This window comes from Mycobacterium farcinogenes (assembly GCF_019739075.1).
GTDB classification, from domain to species: Bacteria; Actinomycetota; Actinomycetes; order Mycobacteriales; family Mycobacteriaceae; genus Mycobacterium; species Mycobacterium senegalense.
The window spans coordinates 2043977-2059800 of record NZ_CP081673.1; the positions used below are offsets into that span (position 1 = coordinate 2043977).

Below are 15824 nucleotides of genomic sequence, written 5' to 3' on the forward strand. Positions count from 1 at the left end.
GGCGTGACACTGATACTGCTGTACCTGGTGGTGCTGGTCCTGGTGGCCACGGTGCTGTTCGGGCTGGGCAGCGTGATCTTCGGCCGGGGTGAGACGCTGCCTCCGTTGCCCCGAGGGACGACCGCGACGGTCCTTCCCGCTTCAGGGGTCACCGGCGCCGACGTGGATGCCGTCAAGTTCGCCCAAGTGGTCCGCGGATACAAAACCAGTGAGGTGGACTGGGTCCTGGATCGGCTGGGTCGCGAACTGGACGCAGTGCGTGGGGAGTTGGCCGCCGTCCGCGCGGCCTACGGGGTGCCCGAGGACTTCGTGGCGGCTGACGACGAGGACGAGGACGACGAAGAAGAAGAGGTCTCCGTCACGGCCGGGGAGCTGCGTACCGCGGAGGAGCCATGACCGTCGAGGGCCGGGTCGCCGGCACCGCCGACGACGGGCGCGTCCGGTGCGGTTGGGCCGTGCAATCGGGCGACCCCCTCTACCGCGACTACCACGACACCGAGTGGGGCCGGCCGCTGCGGGATTCCGCGGCCCTGTTCGAGCGGATCAGCCTTGAGGCGTTCCAGAGCGGGCTCAGCTGGCTGGTCATCCTGCGCAAGCGGGAGAACTTCCGGGTCGCGTTCGACGGATTCGACGCCGGCCTGGTCGCCGAGTACACCGACGACGACATCGAACGGCTGATGGCCGATTCGGGCATCGTGCGCAACCGGGCCAAGATCGTCGCGACCATCGCCAATGCCCGGGCGGTGGCCGACCTCGACGTCGATTTGAGCGAGCTGCTGTGGTCATTCGCCCCGGAGGCCCGGCCGCGGCCCGCTGACCTGGGACAAGTCCCTGCGGTGACTCCGGAATCGACCGCCATGGCCAAGGAGCTCAAGCGCCGCGGCTTCAAATTCGTCGGCCCCACCACGGCATATGCGTTGATGCAGGCCACCGGGATGGTCGACGATCACGTCGCGGCCTGCTGGGTGCCGGCGGCGGCTCAAAAGTGAGATCGGCCGGTATCCGAAGGGTCTTTGCACAACCATCGCGGCGGATAAGGAACAATAGGGGTAGTTCAGTAGCAGTTCAATGCCGGGTGCCGTCAACGAGTGGGCGGCTTCGGCCCCAACCTGGCCCGCTGACGCGGGGTCGGCACTGTTGGAGGGAGCACTCGATGGCGGCGATGAAGCCCCGGACCGGTGACGGTCCACTGGAAGCAACCAAAGAGGGGCGAGGAATCGTTATGCGAGTACCGCTGGAAGGCGGTGGGCGCCTCGTTGTCGAACTGACTCCCGACGAGGCCGCTGCGCTGGGCGACGAACTCAAGGCCGTCACCAGCTGATCGACTTCGCAAGGTGTCCGCTCAGGCGGACACCTTGCGGTATATCTCCAGGGTCTGCTCAGCGATGTGCGCCCAGGAGAACTCTGCGATGCACCGCTGGCGTCCGGCCTCGCCGTACCTGCGGGCGGTGTCCGGCTCGGCGACCAGTGCGTTGACCGCGTCGGCCAGACGCATCTCGAAGAAGCGCGGGTCCGTGGCGTCGTAGTGCACGAGTAGGCCGGTCTGATGGTCAGCGACGACCTCGGGGATACCGCCGACGTCGGAGGCCACCACCGGCGTCGAACAAGCCATCGCTTCCAGATTCACGATGCCCAACGGCTCGTAAACCGACGGGCATACGAAAACTGTTGCAGCGGAAAGTATTTCGCGGATCTTGTTGATCGGCAGCATCTCGCGTACCCAGAACACCCCGGTGCGGGCCCGGGCCAGCTCCGCCACTGCCGAGGACACCTCGGCGGCGATCTCGGGGGTATCGGGGGCGCCGGCACACAGCACCAGCTGCACCTCCGGGCTGAACCGGTGGGCCGCGGCCACCAGATGCGCGACGCCCTTCTGCCGGGTGATCCGCCCGACGAAGGCCACGATCGGGCGGCTCAGGTCGACACCGAGTTCGGCGAGCACCGAGTCCTGGTCGGACGGCGCAGCCGGATACCAGACGTCGGTGTCGATGCCGTTGCGCACCACGTGAACCCGGTTTGGATCGAGCGCCGGATACGTGTGCAGCACATCGTCACGCATCCCGGAGCTCACCGCGATCACCGCGTCAGCGGCCTCGATCGCGGTGCGTTCCACCCAGGACGACACCCGGTAACCGCCACCGAGCTGCTCGGCCTTCCACGGGCGCAACGGCTCGAGCGAGTGGGCGGTCAGCACGTGGGGAATGTCGTAGAGCAGCCCGGTCAGGTGCCCGGCCATCCCGGCGTACCAGGTGTGTGAGTGCACCACCGTGGCGGCTGCCGCCGAGTTGACCATGTTGAGGTCCGCGGACAGCGTCGACAGTGCCGCATTGGCGCCGCGCAACGCCGGGTCGGGCTGCGCCACGAAGGCGCCTTCCCGCGGGGCGCCCATGCAATGGACGTCGACGTCGCACAGTTGACGCAACTGTGCGACCAGTTCGGTCACGTGCACTCCGGCACCGCCGTACACCTCGGGTGGATATTCCCGAGTCATCATGGCCACCCGCATATCCGAGACGGTAGTAGGTCGGCGTGGGTCCAGCTACACGCCGACCACTTGAAGTTGCCATTGGCTGGCCGCGTTACTGGTTGGCGGATAGGTTTGGAGTCATGAGGGAGTTGCCACATGTGCTGGGCATCGTTCTGGCCGGGGGAGAGGGCAAACGGCTGTATCCGTTGACGGCCGATCGCGCCAAGCCGGCAGTTCCCTTCGGCGGGGCCTACCGACTGATCGACTTCGTGCTGTCCAACCTGGTCAACGCCCGATACCTACGGATCTGCGTTCTGACGCAATACAAGTCGCATTCACTGGACCGTCACATCAGCCAGAACTGGCGGCTATCGGGCCTGGCCGGTGAGTACATCACCCCGGTACCGGCCCAGCAGCGGCTCGGGCCGCGCTGGTACACGGGATCGGCGGATGCGATCTATCAGTCGCTCAACCTGATCTACGACGAAGATCCCGACTACATCATCATCTTCGGCGCCGACCACGTGTACCGCATGGATCCCGAACAGATGCTGCGGTTCCACATCGACAGCGGGGCCGGCGCCACCGTGGCCGGAATCCGGGTGCCGCGCGCCGAGGCGAGCGCATTCGGCTGCATCGACGCCGACGATTCCGGGCGCATCCGGGAGTTCGTGGAAAAGCCCGCGGACCCGCCTGGCACGCCCGACGATCCCGAGCAGACCTTCGTGTCGATGGGCAACTACATCTTCACCACCAAGGTGCTCATCGACGCGATCCGCGCCGACGCTGACGATGACCACTCCGACCACGACATGGGCGGCGACATCATTCCCCGGTTGGTGTCCGACGGAATGGCCGCGGTCTACGACTTCAACAACAACGAGGTGCCGGGGGCCACCGAACGCGATCACGGTTATTGGCGCGACGTCGGAACGTTGGACGCGTTCTACGACGCGCACATGGATCTGGTGTCGGTGCACCCGGTGTTCAACCTGTACAACAAGCGCTGGCCGATCCGTGGTGAGTCGGAGAACCTGGCGCCGGCCAAGTTCGTCAACGGCGGATCGGCGCAGGAGTCGGTGGTCGGCGCCGGCAGCATCATTTCGGCTGCCTCGGTACGCAATTCGGTGTTGTCCTCCAACGTGGTGATCGACGACGGCGCCATCGTGGAGGGGAGTGTGCTGATGCCGGGTGTGCGGATCGGCCGGGGCGCGGTGGTGCGCCACGCCATCCTGGACAAGAACGTGGTGGTGGGCCCGGGCGAGATGGTGGGCGTGGACCTCGACAAAGACCGCGAGCGGTTCGCGATCAGCGCCGGCGGTGTGGTCGCCGTCGGCAAGGGGGTATGGATCTGAGCCGCCGGTTCACTCCCAGGGATCCACGGCAGCGGGCCGCGGCGCCACGCTGCCGCGTGCGTTGACGCCGACCTTGACCTCGGTGCGTCGCCGGCGCCAGCGCCACAACCGGAACACGCCCCAGATCAATGCCAGCAGCGCGACGAGCACCAGGATCGGTAGCAGAATCGCCACGAAAACCAGACCGACACTGGTGGCGTCCTCGACGGTGGACAGCACGGGTGCCGCGACCCCGGCGGTGGCGACGTTGGCTGCCGGTCGCACCGTCGATTTGGTCAACGACACCACGAGCGCGGTGACGGCACCGATCACCACCGGAATCCATTGGCCGGATTGGGCGAAAGCGCCCGGGTCGGTGACGGCCGCGGTCTGTGACGCGGTACCCGACCCGAACACGATGCCGCCCGCGGTCGGGCGGACGAAGGTCTGGATGGTGTCGTTGACCGAGTCGAGGGCGGGGATCTTGTCGGCGACCACTTCTACGATCAGCAGCACCGCGACGATCGCCATCACCCAGCCGTTCTCCAGCCAGGACCAGCCCGCCGGCAACGACACCAGATGAGTGAAGCGTGACAGCAGCCCCAGCGCCAGCAACGGGATATAGGCGTTGAGCCCCGCCGCGGTAGCCAGGCCGAAGCCGGTCAACAGTTCCATTACTGCAGTATGCGGCGAACTAGGCGTCCTGCCGGGCAGTTCGCCGTTATCCGCGCCGTGCCGAACGGCTCACCAGACGAAGGGCAACAACCGGTAGCGGACCTCGCGGGTGTACGCGTCGTAGCCGTCGAGTTCGGCGCGCAGCATCTTCTCCTCGTCGAGGATGCGCACACCCAGCAGGGCCAGGGCCGGGATCACCAGCAACAGCGCCCAGTACGAACCCAGGGCCGGCGGTATGCCGATCATCATGATCACGTTGCCGACGTACATCGGATGGCGCACCAGCCCGTACAGCCCGGTGGATACCACCGCCTGGCCGGCCTCCACCTTGACATTGGCCGCCGCATAGCTGTTCTGGATGACCACGAGCATCGCGATGCCGAGCCCGATCGCCACTAAGACGTCGCCGAGCACCGATAGCCCACCGGGCACGCTGGACCAACCCAACCGGTGATCCAGTGCAGCGACGGCGATGATGCCCGCGAGCAAGACGAAGGCCATCGTGCTCGCGAACTTCTGGACCGGCCTGGTCTCGGCCGTCGGCCCGGCCTGCATCCGGCGCCGCAGCGCCGCCGGGTCGTTCACCGCGAGATAGATGCTCGGCAGCGTCGTGACGACGGTGAACACGGCGATGAATGCCCACCCCTGCCAGTAGTCCAACGTGCCGGCGGGCGCGAACACGAGGACAGCGAAGACTGCGAGTCCGACGACGGCGGCGACCGCCGCTTGCAGGCCGATCAGCATGGTGCCCCCGTCACCACACGTAGGGCAGCAGGCGGTAGCGGACCTTCTCGCTGTACGCGTCGTAGCCGGCGAGTTCGGCGCGCAGCATCTTCTCCTCGTCGAGGATGCGGGCCCCGAAAATCGGTATCGCCGCGGCGGACACCAGCAGGCCCCAGTACGAGCCGAGCGCCAAGGGAGTGCCGAGCATCATCATCACCGCACCGAAGTACATCGGGTGACGTACCAGGCCGTAGAGCCCTGTGGAGACCAGCGGTTGTTCGTCCTCCACCCGGATGCTGGCGCCGGCGAAGCTGTTCTGGAAGACCACCGCCTGCGCCAGGACCAGCCCGACCGCCACCACGACATTGCCGAGGATGACGACCGCTGTCGGCACACTCGACCAGCCGAACCGGTGGTCGAGGGCACTGAGGATGAACGCGGCGAAAGCCGCACCGCTGATCGCCCAGATGAGGATCTTCTGCACGATCCGCGTTTCCGCGGTCGGTCCGCCGTTGAGGCGTCGTTGCAGGGCGGCTGGGTCTCTCACCGCGAGATAGATGCTCGGGCCCATGGTGGTGGCCATGAACACGGCGATGAAAACCCAAGCCTGCCAATAATGAAACGTGCCGGCGGGCCAGAACAGCGCCACGACGAAGAGCGCCAGACCGAAAACGCCCGATGCGATTGTCTGCAGAGCGAGTTTCATCAGCTTCCTCCTGTTTCGGTTCAGACCGCGTCTCGATTTCGGTAGATCCACCCCGCGATGACAGCCAAAGCCGTTGCCACCACGAGCATCACGATCAGCGCCATGGCCGGGAAGTCGCTGGGCACAGTCGTCTGTCCCACGGGCGACAACTCGATCAGCCAGCGCGGTAGCCGCAGCAGCGCTCCGAGATACAGCGCGGTGATCACGAATGTGACCGTGAGCCAGGCGATCCAGGGTGCGCGCAGAGCCACGGCCAGCGCCGCGATCGCGGCGACCACGGCCAGCGCGGGCAGATACGCCAGGGCGGACAGGGTGAGGCGGACGATTGTTCCCGGCTCGCCCAGCGTCAGCCCGGCACCGAGACCGTTGCCCAGCCCGGCCCAGAACATCAGCACCGCCGCCCCCGCCAAGGCGCAGCACACCGCGCCCAACAGCCAGCGCGGGCGCGACACCGAACCGGCCAGCACCGGCTCGCCCAGACCGTTCTGCTCGTCGGCGTAGACCCGTAGCACCGCGGCGGCGACGTAGGCGCAGGCCGCCGCGGCCAGGAACTGCGTCATGGTGGTGTAGATGCCCTCGTTGCCGGTCGTGGACAGCAACCGGGCGATCAAGTCGTTGGTTTTGGCCGCATCCAGCAGCGCTTTCGTCATCGAACCGAACACCAGGCCGGCCGCGAACAGGCCGACGGCCCAGCCGATCGTTTGGCCGCGCTGCAGCGTCAGGTGCAGCCGCAGCGGGCCGGTAATCGTTGTCGCATCTGGCTTTTCGCCTGCCGACGCGATGGTGCCCGCGTCGTATTGGCGACGCCGCTCCAGCTCCGCCGCGATACCCATCAGCGCGACAGCCAGGATGACCAACAAGCCGAAGGGCCACCAGCGCAGGCTGACGAACGGCCGCATCTGTTGTGCCCAGGCGATCGGGGAGAACCAGCTCAGCGCGCTGCCCGAGTTGTCGATGACATCACCGGCCCCGCGCACCAGCGCGGCCAGCGCGAGCGACGCCAGCGCTGCGCCCGATGCGGTGCGCGCCTGCCGCCACAGTTGTGCGGTCACGGCGGCGACCGCACCGAACACCATGGCCACTCCCGTGATACCCAGGCACATGGCGGCGGTGTCGAGTACCGCGAAGCCGGTGGCCGCCATGGCCAGGGTCATGGTGAGTGCGAGAACGGCATTGAGCCCACCGACCAGGACGAGCGCCGCGGCGGTCCGTGCGTAACGGCCCACCACCGAGGAGAGCACCAGCTCGGCGCTGCCGTTCTCCTCTTCGGCACGGGTGTGGCGAATCACGGTGAGGATCGCCAGGATCGAGGTCGCGACGGTCAGAGTGAGGGTCAGCTCGTTGGCCATCATCACGCCGAGGTCGGTCTCGTTGACGCCGAACATGGGCCCGCCGAGCATCATGCCGGCCGGAGTCTTGAGCAGGTTGACCCGGGCCAGTCGCTGCTCTTCGCCCGGGTAAGCCAACCGAATCGCGTTGGGCGCGTAGGCCATCATCAGGGTCAGCGACGCGATCCACACGCCGAGCCGTACCCGGTCCCGGCGCAGCGCCAGGCGCAACAGGACGGCGGTACCGGTGAAGGCCGCGGTCGGCGCAGTGGTGGCTGTCATCGCCCGGCCCGCTGATACTCGCGGAGGAACATGTCCTCAAGGGATGCCGGTGTGACGGTGAGGTCTTCGATCCCGAGGTCGGTGAGGTGTTCCAAAGCGAACTCGATGTCGTTGCGGTCCACCGAGAAGCTCACGGCACCGTCACGGGTGGTGAAGTCGTGAACGTAGGGCGTGTGCTGCAGTTCCTGGCCATCGGAGCGGGTGCGCGCGACGACCTTGGTGCGCATCAGATGCCGCAATTCGGCCAGCGTTCCGGAACGTACCGTGCGTCCGGAGCGGATGATAGTCACGTTGTCGCACAGCTTTTCCACCTCGGCCAGGATGTGGCTGGACAGCAGGACTGCGGCACCCTGGGCGGCGACCTCTGCCACGCACTGCTGGAACGCCTTCTCCATCAACGGGTCCAGCCCTGAGGTCGGCTCGTCGAGAATGTAGAGCTCGGCATGGCAGCTGAACGCCGCGACGATGGCGACCTTCTGCCGGTTGCCCTTGGAGTAGGTGCGGGCTTTCTTGTCGGGGTCCAGCTCGAACCGGTCTATGAGGTCGTCGCGGCGTCGAGTGTCGACACCGTTGCCGCGCAGTCGGCACAGGAAGTCGATCGCCTGCATGCCGGTCAGGTTGGGCCACAACGTGACATCGCCGGGGACATAGGCGATTCGTCGGTGCAGGGCGACCGCGTCGCGCCACGGGTCGCCACCCAGCAGGCGCACACTGCCCCCGTCGGCCCGCAGTAGCCCAAGCAGCACCCGGATCGTGGTCGACTTGCCCGAGCCGTTGGGTCCGAGGAACCCGGTGACGTCGCCGGGGGATACGGTGAGGTTGAGTCCATCGAGAGCTTTGGTGTGCCCGAAAGACTTTGTCAATCCGCGGATTTCGACGGTCTTGTTCACGCCGGCTCCTTGCTCTCGGTGGCTGAACTGAACGGGATGCCTTGTTCGCGTTGCTGCAGGAACGTCTCGTACATGGTCGAGTCGGCCATGAGGCCCTCGGTGTAGAGCTCGAGGGCGGGCAGCATCATGTCCTCGCCGTAATCGCGTAACACGCGACGCAGATCGGTCGGGTCGTCGTGCATCTGCAGGTACAGCAGGAAGCCGCCGCCGCTGCAGATCGCCATGAACCTGGCCCGGGCCCGTGGGTCGCGGCTGGGTTTGAGCATCCCGGTGCGGACACCCTCCTGCAGGTACTCCTCGGCGTTGTCGACCATGGTGCGCCAGAACGTCTTGGCCAGCTCGCTGCCGGACTGCATGCTGCGGACCAGATAGGCCATCAGTGGCGCGTAGGACTCGATCTCGGCCATCTGAGCCATCCAGGTCGCGGGGTCGCTGCTCTGCATCGACTCGGTCTTGGCTTCGCGCACCACCTCGGCCACGTGGGCGTCACACGCTTTGCGCAGGCCTTCCTTGGAGCCGAAGTGGTGGATCACCAAGGCGGCGCTGACACCGGCGGCCTCGGCGATGCTCCGCAGCCCCACGCTGAATCCGTGCTGCCCGTACTGCGCGATCGCGGCGTCGCGAATCCGGGCCATCGCTGTTCGATCATCGACTGAACGCATGTTTAATACGCTAAACAGCCGTTCAGTCGGCGGTCAAGGGGTTACCCCGTCAGGAATCCGTCAAAATTTGGCTCGCGCGGGGGAAGTCAGTCGCGGGCGGCGGCGAGCAGACCGTCGCCCAACGGGATCAGCACCGGGGTGAGCCGGTCGTCCTCGGCGATCAACCGGGCCGCCTCGCGCACGGCGCTGACCTCGGCATCGTTGGCCGAGGCGTCACCGGCCCGGCCACCCAGCGCGGCCCGGTGCAACACGATCGCACCGCCGGGACGCAGAAGACGTACCCCCTCGGCCACGAACTGCGGTTGGTCGATCGGCTCGGCGTCGATGAACACCAGGTCGTAGGACTCGTCGGCCAGCCGGGTCAGCACCTCCTGGGCGCGTCCGCTGATCAGGCGCGTACGTCCGGGGCCGACGCCGGCCTCGTTGAAGCCCTGTTTGGCGATGCGCTGGTGCTCGGGTTCGACGTCGATGGTGGTCAGCACGCCGTCGTCGCTCATTCCGGACAACAGCCACAGCCCGCTGACACCGGCGCCGGTGCCGACTTCGACGACCGCCCGGCCGCCGGTGAGGCGCGCGAGCACACTGAGCAACGCGCCCACCGCCGGGGTGACCGCACCCGCGCCGAGTTCCTCGGCCCGCTCGCGCGCAGCCGCGACGATCTCGTCCTCGGAGATCGACCGTTCGGCATGCGTGACGATCGCCTCGGTGCGACCGGGGTTGGAGCTGACCATGCCCGCAGCGTAAGCCAGACCCCCGAGGCGCCGAGGCGACACGCCCGTGGGTGGCGGGTATCACGGCTCGAAATTCGCTGGTTCTTGCAGGTAACCCGACGTATCGTCGGCTTTCTCAGGGAAAGTTCAGATTGCTCATATGCCTGCCACACCGGGATCGGGAACGGTACTGGCATGGAACACGGCGCCCGCTGGCGCACCGCCCAGCACAACCAGGACAGCAATCGGAATAACGAAGTCATCAGTCGTGTTGAGCTGAGTGAAATCTGTGATCAGGAGGATCCGACGAGCACCACCGCTGTTACCGCCAACCCCGCACCCCAGGCCGCCCCGGTGACCATGGCCCATCTGGAGCAGTTCACCACCGGCGAATGGGTGGAGCCTTCCGACGAGTTGACCGGTACGGCGGTTTTCGACGCCACCGGCGACCAGGCCGCGATGCCGTCCTGGGACGAGCTAGTGCGCCAACATGCCGACCGGGTCTACCGGCTGGCCTATCGGCTCTCGGGTAACCAGCACGACGCCGAGGACCTGACTCAGGAGACCTTCATCCGGGTGTTCCGCTCGGTGCAGAACTACCAGCCCGGAACCTTCGAGGGGTGGTTGCACCGCATCACCACCAACCTGTTCTTGGACATGGTCCGTCGTCGTGGCCGCATCCGCATGGAAGCGCTGCCCGAGGACTACGACCGGGTGCCGGCCGACGATCCGAACCCCGAGCAGATCTACCACGACTCGCGGCTGGGGGCCGATCTTCAGGCGGCCCTGGACTCACTGGCGCCGGAGTTCCGCGCCGCGGTGGTCCTGTGTGACATCGAGGGTCTGTCCTATGAGGAAATCGGCGCCACGCTGGGTGTGAAGCTCGGCACCGTGCGCAGCCGCATTCACCGCGGTCGGCAGGCCTTGCGTGACTATCTGGCGAAGAACTCGCCGGAAACCGCCAAATCCGCCTAGCGGTGGTTGGTGTTCGGCGCGCCCGGTCGCGCTACATTCGGGGCAGGACATTTGGGCGCGGTGAGAGGAGCTGGGTGATGGTCGACCCGGGACATGTGTTCCGTCGGGCATTTTCCTGGTTGCCTGCGCAGTTCGCCTCGCAGAGCGACGCCCCCGTCGGCGCACCGCGCCAGTTCGGTTCCACCGAGCACCTGTCGATCGAGGCCATCGCGGCCTTCGTCGACGGTGAGCTGCGGATGAGCGCCCATCTGCGGGCCGCACACCATTTGTCTCTGTGCCCGGATTGCGCAGCCGAGGTCGACGCCCAGAGTCAGGCCCGGGCCGCATTGCGGGACTCCTGTCCGATAGCCATTCCGAATTCCCTGCTGGGCCTGTTGTCGCAGATACCGCACCACAGCCCACAGCCTTCGGCCGACGTCGATGAGCAGCCCCCGTTCGCTGATGACCCGACGCGGAGCCGGCGTAAGCGCCGGTAGGCTGCATACAAGGCGATCAGTGACCGGCGTCGGCCTATCCGGCTGGGGCGGGGCGCTCCGATAGAGAGTGAAACACCGGTGACCAATCAGGACCAGTCCGACGAGAGCGGTCGTCTGGAACCGCGCCCTGTCGAGCGCCCACCCGTCGACCAATTGTCACAACGCACATTCGGGCGCCCCGACGGCGTCGAAGGCTCGTTCCAGGGTGCTGAGAAGTACCAGGATCAGGGCGAGTACGCGCCCAAGGACCAACCGCCCGATCCCGTGCTGGCCGAGGCGTTCGGCCGGCCCGGCGGAGCTACGGACTCGCTGCAACGCCACCCGACCGACGCCGGCGCGATGGAGGCCGAGAAGAACGTCGGGGACGACGATTTCGACGACCCCTGGCGCGACCCGGGGGCCATCCCCGCATTGGGTACCCCGGCGCAGGCGCCGGCCGCGCCGGTGGTGGCGGCGGCCCCGATCGGCAAGCTGGGCGCGCGCGAGGTGCTGTTCGGCGGCCGGGTGTCCTGGCCGTCGATCTTCATCCTCTTGATCGTCGCCGGGCTCATCGCGTTCGTCGGCGGCTGGGTCGGGCAGAAGACCGCGGGCACCGTGCAGGCCTTCACCACCTCCAAGGTGACGCTGGAGACGGGCGACCTTCCGTCCCCTGACGCCGGTCGGTTCGCCACGGTCGCCTCGGCAGTCGAGGACTCGGTGGTGACGATCGAGGCCAAGAGCAAGACCGAGGGCTCGCAGGGTTCCGGTGTGGTCGTCGACGGCAAGGGCTACGTCGTCACCAACAACCACGTGATCTCCGACGCGGCGAGCAAGCCCGCGGACTACCAGATCACCGTCGTGTTCAACGACGGCAAGGAGGTGCCGGCCAACCTCGTCGGCCGCGACCCCAAGACCGACCTGGCGGTGCTCAAGGTCGACAACGTCGACAACCTCGTCGTGGCGCGGATGGGTGACTCCGAGAAGGTGCGGGTCGGTGAGGAAGTGATCGCCGCCGGCGCCCCGCTGGGGCTGCGCAGCACGGTCACCCACGGCATCATCAGCGCGCTGCACCGGCCGGTGCCGCTGTCGGGTGAAGGCTCCGACACCGACACCGTGATCGACGGGCTGCAGACCGACGCCTCGATCAACCACGGCAACTCGGGTGGCCCGCTGATCAACATGTCGTCCGAGGTGATCGGGATCAACACGGCAGGAAAGTCCTTGTCGGACAGCGCCAGTGGTCTCGGCTTCGCGATCCCGGTCAACGAGGTCAAGCAGGTTGTCGAGAACCTGATCAAGGACGGCAAGGTCGCGCATCCGACGCTGCTGCTCAGTGCCGTCACGGTCAGCAACAGCGTCGCCTCGGGAGCCCAGGTTCGTAACGTCAACGCCGGTGGGCCGGCCGAGAAGGCGGGGATCCTGGAGAACGACGTGGTGGTCAAGGTCGGGGACCGCAAGGTCGCCGACGCCGATGAGATGGTGGTCGCGGTGCGTCAACTCAAGATCGGGCAGGAAGCCCCGATCGAGGTGCTCCGCGACGGGCGGCCCATGACATTCATGGTCACGCCCATCGGCGACGATCAAAAAGCGCAGTAGCGATGTTCGGCAACATCGGGTGGGGAGAGATGCTGGTCCTGGTGATCGCCGGGCTGGTGATCCTGGGGCCCGAGCGCCTGCCCGGTGCCATCCGCTGGACCTCCGGTGCGCTGCGGCAGGCACGTGACTACGTCAGCGGCGCCACCAACCAACTGCGTCAGGACCTCGGGCCGGAGTTCGACGATCTCCGGCAGCCGCTGGCCGACTTGCAGAAGCTGCGCGGCATGACGCCGCGCGCGGCGATCACCAAGCACTTACTCGACGGTGACGATTCATTTCTGACCGGCGCTTTCGACGACCGCCAGAATCAGCAGCCCTCGGTGCCCGGCGACAAGCCCGCCGGTGACATCGCCGCCAAGCCGGCGGACAAGCCCACCGGCACGACGTTCGATCCCGACGCGACTTAGCGGCGGGCGGTATCCAGGCCCAGCGACATCCCGGCCAGGCCGCGCTTGCGGGCCGACAATCCTTCGGCGATCTTGCGCAGCTCGGCGCCGGCCGGTGAGTCGGGAGCCGACAGCACCAGCGGAACCCCGGAGTCGCCCGCTGCCACCAGATCCGGATCCAGCGGCACCTGGCCCAGCAGCGGCACCTCGGCGCCCACCGAGCGGGTCAGGGAGTCGGCGACCTGGCGGCCGCCACCCTCGCCGAACAGCTGCATGACGGAGCCGTCGGGCATCGTCAGGCCGGACATGTTCTCGACTACGCCTGCGATGCGCTGACGGGTCTGCAGGGCGATCGCACCGGCCCGCTCGGCGACTTCGGCCGCGGCCAGCTGGGGAGTGGTCACCACCAGGATCTCGGCGCCCGGGATCAGCTGGGCCACCGAGATCGCGATATCGCCGGTGCCCGGCGGCAGGTCCAGCAGCAGTACGTCCAGATCGCCCCAGTACACGTCGGCGAGGAACTGCTGCAACGCCCGGTGCAGCATCGGCCCGCGCCACACCACCGGAGTGTTGCCCTGGGTGAACATCGCGATCGAGATGACCTTCACGTCATGGGCGATCGGCGGCAGGATCATCGAGTCGACCTGGGTGGGCCGATCGGTCACGCCCATCATCCGCGGCACCGAGTGCCCGTAGATATCTGCGTCCAAGAGCCCGACGGTCAGCCCGCGGGCGGCCATCGCGGCGGCCAGGTTGACCGTCACGCTGGACTTGCCGACCCCGCCCTTCCCGGAGGCCACCGCGTAGACCCGGGTCAAGGAGTTGGGCTGGGCGAACGGGATCACCGGCTCGCGGGAATCGCCGCGCAGCATCTTGCGCAACTCGGCACGCTGCTCGTCGTTCATCACGTCGAGGCTCACCTTGACGGCCCCGGTGCCGGGGACGTCGGTGACGGCAGCCTTCACCAGGTCGGCGATCTCGTTCTTCTTCGGGCACGCCGCAGTGGTCAGGTAGATCTCGACGTGCACGCCGTGATCGGCCTCGATCGAGATGTTCTTGACCATGCCGAGGTCGGTGATCGGCTTCCGCAATTCGGGGTCGATCACCTTGGCAAGCGCAGCGCGAACTGCGGATTGCAGCTCAGTGGCAGATTCGGACATCACCGCCGAGTCTACGGCGGCGGCGCCGAGGGCTGGATTCAGGCCGGTGTCAGGCCGGGCCCGGTGCCGGTCCGGGGGCGGGCCCCAGTGCCGGCCCAAGCCCGGGAGGAGCCGGCGCGGCCTCGACCGGCGGGGAGGCCGGGGCCGGGGCGGGAGCCAGGGGAGAGATCTGGGCCGGTGCGGGGCCGAGCGGCGGCGCCTGCGGTGCCGGTCCGGGTGCGGGCCCAGGCGGCGGGATTTGCTCCGGGCCGGGCGCGGGCGGCGGAGCCTGCTCACCCAAGCAGAACACCACACACGTGGGCTGACGCGGCTGCTCCCACGGCGGCACCCAGGGCGGTGGCGCGGCCGGGGTTTGCGACGGGATGGCCTGGGCCGGACCGGGCAACGGACCGAGCACCTGCCCGGGCGCGAAGCCAGGAACGTTCTGCGTGCCGGTCTCGTTGCGGTTCAGCAGCGGAATCAGGGCCAGCGGATCGCCGGCGGGCAGTCCGGTGGCATCGGCGGGCAGGCCCGGCCCGAGGCCCTCCGGGTTGTCCAGGTGCGAATCGCCGATCGGGGGGATCGACCCGGTGATCTCGGGCAGGTCGACCGGCACGACACCCGTGGCGTACGCCGCGGCCCAGCCCAACACGTTGCGGGCGTAGGCCACCGAGTTGTTGTAGCGCAGGATCGCCGTCATCACCTGGGACTGGTCGCGTAAATTGAGCCCGCCGCTGCACAGGTAGCGGGCTGCGGCCAGTGCCGAGTCGAAGACGTTCTGTACGTCGGCCTTGCCGTCGCCGTCGCCGTCGGAGGCGTACCGGGCCCAGGTTCCGGGCAGGAACTGCATCGGGCCCATGGCGCGGACGTACGAGACCCGCCCGGCCTGAACGCTCTGGACGATGATCTCGTTGCCCGGCAGGGTGCCGTCGAGCGCGGGACCGTAGATGGGGCGCACTGCGGTGCCCCGGGCGTCCGTCGCGCCGCCGTTGGCGTGGCCCGACTCGATGCGGCCGATGCCGGCCAGCAGGTTCCAGCTGATACCGCAGCCGGGGTAGGCGGCGGCCATCATCCGTTCGGCGTTGCGGTACGCCTTCAGTGAGGTTCCCGGAATGCCAAGGGCGCCAGGGGTATTGACGACGAACGCCGGCGGGGGAGCTGAGAGCGAGGTCATCGGCTTGATGCGGAAGTTCGTCGGGGGCCTGGCGGCGGCGACCACGGCGGGACCCGAGCGGTCGACCTGGGGCGCGACGGCGGCCAGCGGGGTGACCGCGGTGTCGGAGATCTCGGTGCCCGGGGTCGATCCGGCCCCGGCGACCAACACGATGGGGGCCAACACGGCGACGCCGAGCGCGGGCGAGCGCACCAGGCGGTTCACATGGCGCCGAGCGGTTGCGATCACCGCTCCTCCCCCTACGCGCACGTACCCGTCCTTAAGTCAGCTTCGGTCATGTTGTGAACCAAGTCACCATACATAGTCGAGGTTTGCGTTGTTA

At 67.6% G+C, this 15824-nt stretch carries 18 protein-coding genes; 8 read left to right on the plus strand and 10 right to left on the minus strand.

Going from position 1 to position 15824, the window contains the following annotated elements; genetic code table 11:
• Positions 1 to 3 precede the first annotated feature (3 nt).
• From K6L26_RS09665 to K6L26_RS09675, 3 genes are all read left to right on the plus strand, one after another.
• On the plus strand, positions 4 to 396 hold the full coding sequence (locus K6L26_RS09665) for a DivIVA domain-containing protein (RefSeq protein ID WP_221853035.1): 393 nt from the start codon (positions 4 to 6) through the stop codon (positions 394 to 396).
• Positions 393 to 989 carry a DNA-3-methyladenine glycosylase I gene (locus K6L26_RS09670; RefSeq protein ID WP_221853036.1) on the plus strand — a complete coding sequence of 199 codons (597 nt, stop codon included), beginning with the start codon at positions 393 to 395 and terminating at the stop codon, positions 987 to 989. Before K6L26_RS09665 ends, K6L26_RS09670 begins: the two co-directional genes overlap by 4 nt.
• A 164-nt stretch (positions 990 to 1153) precedes the next feature.
• Positions 1154 to 1321 (plus strand): DUF3117 domain-containing protein, encoded by a 168-nt coding sequence (locus K6L26_RS09675; protein WP_003885506.1) that lies wholly within the window; start codon positions 1154 to 1156, stop codon positions 1319 to 1321.
• A 21-nt stretch (positions 1322 to 1342) separates the two neighbouring features.
• Here the strand turns inward: K6L26_RS09675 and glgA are convergent, their stop codons facing one another.
• Complete coding sequence (glgA, locus tag K6L26_RS09680; RefSeq protein ID WP_221853037.1) at positions 1343 to 2506, minus strand: glycogen synthase; 1164 nt, start codon at positions 2504 to 2506, stop codon at positions 1343 to 1345.
• Positions 2507 to 2607: 101 nt separating this feature from the next.
• On the opposite strand from glgA, the gene glgC reads away from it, so the two are divergent.
• Complete coding sequence (gene glgC, locus K6L26_RS09685; protein ID WP_036394784.1) at positions 2608 to 3822, plus strand: glucose-1-phosphate adenylyltransferase; 1215 nt, start codon at positions 2608 to 2610, stop codon at positions 3820 to 3822.
• A gap of 9 nt (positions 3823 to 3831) precedes the next feature.
• Here the strand turns inward: glgC and K6L26_RS09690 are convergent, their stop codons facing one another.
• The 7 genes from K6L26_RS09690 to K6L26_RS09720 form a co-directional block, all read right to left on the minus strand.
• Positions 3832 to 4476 carry a DUF4126 domain-containing protein gene (locus K6L26_RS09690; protein ID WP_221853038.1) on the minus strand — a complete coding sequence of 215 codons (645 nt, stop codon included), beginning with the start codon at positions 4474 to 4476 and terminating at the stop codon, positions 3832 to 3834.
• 69 nt (positions 4477 to 4545) lie between these two features.
• Complete coding sequence (locus K6L26_RS09695; RefSeq protein WP_221853039.1) at positions 4546 to 5220, minus strand: methyltransferase family protein; 675 nt, start codon at positions 5218 to 5220, stop codon at positions 4546 to 4548.
• Positions 5221 to 5230: 10 nt separating this feature from the next.
• The gene (locus tag K6L26_RS09700) at positions 5231 to 5905 is read right to left on the minus strand and encodes a methyltransferase family protein (RefSeq protein ID WP_085142459.1); all 675 of its coding nucleotides are present in this window, start codon (positions 5903 to 5905) and stop codon (positions 5231 to 5233) included.
• Positions 5906 to 5925: 20 nt separating this feature from the next.
• Positions 5926 to 7515 carry an ABC transporter permease gene (locus K6L26_RS09705; protein WP_221853040.1) on the minus strand — a complete coding sequence of 530 codons (1590 nt, stop codon included), beginning with the start codon at positions 7513 to 7515 and terminating at the stop codon, positions 5926 to 5928.
• Entirely contained in the window at positions 7512 to 8405 is an 894-nt protein-coding gene (locus K6L26_RS09710; RefSeq protein WP_036394802.1) for an ABC transporter ATP-binding protein, read from the minus strand. The genes K6L26_RS09705 and K6L26_RS09710 overlap by 4 nt, the downstream gene beginning before the upstream one ends.
• A complete protein-coding gene (locus K6L26_RS09715; RefSeq protein ID WP_043370520.1) occupies positions 8402 to 9067 on the minus strand; it encodes a TetR/AcrR family transcriptional regulator in 666 nt (221 codons plus the stop codon). Before K6L26_RS09715 ends, K6L26_RS09710 begins: the two co-directional genes overlap by 4 nt.
• Positions 9068 to 9153: 86 nt before the next feature.
• Positions 9154 to 9798 carry an O-methyltransferase gene (locus tag K6L26_RS09720; protein WP_019348219.1) on the minus strand — a complete coding sequence of 215 codons (645 nt, stop codon included), beginning with the start codon at positions 9796 to 9798 and terminating at the stop codon, positions 9154 to 9156.
• Between the two features lie 174 nt (positions 9799 to 9972).
• On the opposite strand from K6L26_RS09720, the gene sigE reads away from it, so the two are divergent.
• From sigE to tatB, 4 genes are all read left to right on the plus strand, one after another.
• Positions 9973 to 10752: an RNA polymerase sigma factor SigE gene (gene sigE, locus K6L26_RS09725; RefSeq protein ID WP_036394806.1), complete on the plus strand. Its 780-nt coding sequence runs from the start codon at positions 9973 to 9975 to the stop codon at positions 10750 to 10752.
• A gap of 77 nt (positions 10753 to 10829) precedes the next feature.
• Positions 10830 to 11228, plus strand: a complete 399-nt coding sequence (gene rseA, locus K6L26_RS09730) for an anti-sigma E factor RseA (RefSeq protein ID WP_047040369.1) — start codon at positions 10830 to 10832, stop codon at positions 11226 to 11228.
• A gap of 78 nt (positions 11229 to 11306) precedes the next feature.
• A complete protein-coding gene (gene htrA / locus K6L26_RS09735; RefSeq protein ID WP_019348216.1) occupies positions 11307 to 12803 on the plus strand; it encodes a serine protease HtrA in 1497 nt (498 codons plus the stop codon).
• A gap of 2 nt (positions 12804 to 12805) precedes the next feature.
• The gene (tatB, locus tag K6L26_RS09740; RefSeq protein ID WP_019348215.1) at positions 12806 to 13210 is read left to right on the plus strand and encodes a Sec-independent protein translocase protein TatB; all 405 of its coding nucleotides are present in this window, start codon (positions 12806 to 12808) and stop codon (positions 13208 to 13210) included.
• Here tatB and K6L26_RS09745 read toward each other — a convergent pair.
• Together K6L26_RS09745 and K6L26_RS09750 are read right to left on the minus strand one after the other, a co-directional pair.
• Positions 13207 to 14349 (minus strand): Mrp/NBP35 family ATP-binding protein, encoded by a 1143-nt coding sequence (locus K6L26_RS09745; RefSeq protein ID WP_043370522.1) that lies wholly within the window; start codon positions 14347 to 14349, stop codon positions 13207 to 13209. The two genes, tatB and K6L26_RS09745, sit on opposite strands and share 4 nt — an antisense overlap.
• Positions 14350 to 14398: 49 nt before the next feature.
• Positions 14399 to 15727 carry a lytic transglycosylase domain-containing protein gene (locus K6L26_RS09750; RefSeq protein WP_245008741.1) on the minus strand — a complete coding sequence of 443 codons (1329 nt, stop codon included), beginning with the start codon at positions 15725 to 15727 and terminating at the stop codon, positions 14399 to 14401.
• Positions 15728 to 15824 lie beyond the last annotated feature (97 nt).